Annotated in this window: 4 protein-coding genes; 3 read left to right on the top strand and 1 reads right to left on the bottom strand. The window is 73.4% G+C overall.

Annotated features, from left to right (window positions below; genetic code table 11):
* On the top strand, positions 1-503 hold a 503-nt coding region (locus ACFFNX_RS47105), incomplete at its 5' end, for an acyltransferase family protein (RefSeq protein WP_378212911.1).
* Positions 504-509: 6 nt separating this feature from the next.
* Here ACFFNX_RS47105 and ACFFNX_RS47100 read toward each other — a convergent pair.
* Positions 510-1,118, bottom strand: coding sequence for a family 20 glycosylhydrolase (locus ACFFNX_RS47100; protein WP_378212910.1), 609 nt, complete (start codon positions 1,116-1,118; stop codon positions 510-512).
* Here ACFFNX_RS47100 and ACFFNX_RS47095 point away from each other — a divergent pair.
* Together ACFFNX_RS47095 and ACFFNX_RS47090 are read left to right on the top strand one after the other, a co-directional pair.
* Positions 1,060-2,040, top strand: a complete 981-nt coding sequence (locus ACFFNX_RS47095; protein WP_378212913.1) for an ROK family protein — start codon at positions 1,060-1,062, stop codon at positions 2,038-2,040. The two genes, ACFFNX_RS47100 and ACFFNX_RS47095, sit on opposite strands and share 59 nt — an antisense overlap.
* Positions 2,041-2,180: 140 nt before the next feature.
* A partial coding sequence (locus ACFFNX_RS47090; RefSeq protein ID WP_378212909.1) for an RNA polymerase sigma factor occupies positions 2,181-2,728 on the top strand: 548 nt, incomplete at its 3' end.

The following is a 2,728-nucleotide window of genomic DNA, read 5'->3' as shown; positions in this document are numbered from 1 at the left end:
GGCGTGCGGTGGCCCGCCCGGCACTCCTCCTCGCGGTCGCCGCGCTGACGGTGCTCTGGGCGACCGCGCGGATCGAGGCCCCGTGGCTGTACGGGGGCGGCCTGGTCGTGGCCGGCGTGGCGGCGGCCGTCGTCGTCGCGTCACTGGTCGCGATGCCCGGCTGCCCGGCGGCGCGCCTGCTGCGGACGCGTCCCGTCGTCTACGTGGGCCGCCTCAGCTACTCGCTGTACCTGTGGCACTGGCCGGTGCACGTCTTCGCCGTACACCGGTACGCCCACCTCGCGTGGCCGCTCCAGGTCGCGGGCGAACTCGCCGCCACTTTCGTGCTGAGCGCCCTGTCGTTCCACTTCGTGGAGACCCCGGCCCGGCGCGTGCGGAGGCCGCTCGCGCTCGCCGCGCCGCTGCTGACCTGCGGGCTTCTCCTCCTGGCCGGCGCGATGTACGCCCAGCCGAAGCCGCCCGCCGAGCAGGAGACCGGCGTCACCGTCCACGGGGGCCCCTGAGCCGTCTCAAGGACGCTCGCGCAGGTTGCGGGTCCAGCCGGCGAGGGTGGCCTGCCAGGTTCCTCCGGGCGCCCGGGCACGCCCGGCCGCCGTTGCCAGGGAAGCGGGCCGTCGTCCCGGCGGTACTCCACGCCGAGCGCCGCCAGGCGGGGCAGGTGGGCCTCCATCCTTCGCCGGAAGTCCGCCAGGTCCCGTTCCGGGGTGCTCCACACCGTCTCGGCGAACGCCGCCAGCCGCGGGAAGGCCACGAAGTCCAGGGCAGGTGACCACGGTGTGCCCGGCCTTGGCGGCGACCACGGCGCCCTGGTCTTCGCGCCAGGACGCGATCACGGCGTCGTCGGGCGCTCCGCCCTCCAGGATCTCGTCCCAGCCGATCAGCCGCCGGCCGCGTGAGGCGAGGTGGTCGGCGAACCGGCGGACGATCCGGCTCTGCAGCTCCTCCTCGTCGCGGAGCCCGGCGATCCGGCGCCGGGCGGCCGGGCTCGCCCGCCACTGGTCCTTGCGGCACTCGTCGCCCCCGACGTAGACGTACGGGCCGGGGAACAGCGCGACGGCGCTGGCGGACCGCGCCGGCCTGTCCCGTCCCTCCACCAAGGAGGTCGTCGACGAGCTCACGGAACTGGGATGGGTGGAGGAGGTCTCCCCGGCGCCGGGCACGATGGGCCGGCCGGCGCGGCGCTACCGGTTCCGCGCGGACGCCGGTCACCTGGTGGGCGTCGACATAGGGGCGCACAACGTCCGCGCGGCGCTGGCGGACCTCGACGGCAACGTCCTGGCCGAGACGCGCCGTTCCGCACGGCCCGACGCGCCGCTCGACGAGCGGTCGACCGCGATCGAACGCGCGGTCGCGAGCTGCCTGGACCTGGGCGGCATGACCATGGCCGACCTGTGGATGGTGGCCGTCGGCACCACCGGGCTCCTCACCTCCGAGGGCCGCGTCATGCTCTCCGCGGGGATCACCGCGTGGAAGGACCTCGACCTGGCCGGCCTGCTGGGCGAGATGTTCCCCTGCCGGGTGTTGATCGAGAACGACAGCCGCCTGGCCGCGCTGGCCGAGACGAGGCGCGGCGTGGCGCGCGGCGCCAGGGACGTGGTGTTCCTGCACGTCGGACGGCGTAGGGGCACCGGGCTGATCATCGATGGCAAGTTGCACCGGGGCTTCGGCGCGGCGGCCGGTGAGATCGTCATGTTGCCGGAGACCCGTTGGACCACCGCACCGGAGGACCTGAACAACGCCGCGGTCGTCCCGGAGGGCACCCCGGTGGAAGACGCCGCCGGCTACACGCTCGCGGCGGCCGGAAACGGTGATCCGGCCGCGCTGGAGGCGGTCGATCGCCACGTCGAGAAGCTCGCGATCGGCACGGCCGCGGCCGTGCTCATGCTCGATCCGGAGATCGTGGTGCTGGGCGTGGTTTCTCCCGTTCGTCCGACGTGCTGCTGCCGCCTCTGCGCAGCCGTCTGGAGAAGGTCTGCCTACGGATGCCGCGACTACGCGGATCCAATCTGGGGGACGAGTGCGTGGCGCTCGGCGCCATAGCCGGGCCGGAGAACCACCGCCCGGCCTGGTTGGACAGTGTGCTCAGAGTAGGCCAAATTGGGACAGTACCCTGTAAACCAAAGTTCCCTTTGGGGCGTCAGAACACTCCTGTAGGCCCTGGGTTCCGTCAGGAGGACTACGTGCCGGGCTGGCCGAGTATCGACAGGGCCGAGGACGAGCGGCTCGCGCAGTCGCTGTGGGCGGGGGAGATGACCGCCCTGCCGGAGATCTACGACACGTACGCGCCACGGCTCTTCGACTACTGTCACGTTCTCCGGCGCGACGAGGAGGCCGCCGCGTCGGCCCTGCACGACTCGCTGATCGTCGTGCAGGAGCGCATCGGGGACCTGCCGGACGTGCGGCTCTTCCGCGGCTGGCTGTACGCCGTGACCCGCCGGGAATGCCTGCGCCGACGGGCGCACGAGGACCCGCCCGCCGACCGGCGGCAGGCGGCCGAGGCGGACGGCTTCGGCGACGACGACGCGTTCCGCCGGCTGGCGCACACGGCGCTGCTCGTGCTCGACGGCGCACAGCGCGAGGCGCTCGACCTCTCGCTCCGCCACGAACTCGACTCCCACGAACTCGCCGAGGTCCTGTCCGTGCTGCCGCACGAGGCGTCCGTACGGGTCGCGCAGGCGCGTCAGGACCTGGACTACGCCTTCACCGCGGCGGTCGTGGCGGCGACCGC

It is taken from the genome of Actinoallomurus acaciae (genome assembly GCF_042429965.1).
Lineage (GTDB): Bacteria > Actinomycetota > Actinomycetes > Streptosporangiales > Streptosporangiaceae > Actinoallomurus > Actinoallomurus acaciae.
This window is presented reverse-complemented; position numbering and strand designations above follow the sequence as displayed.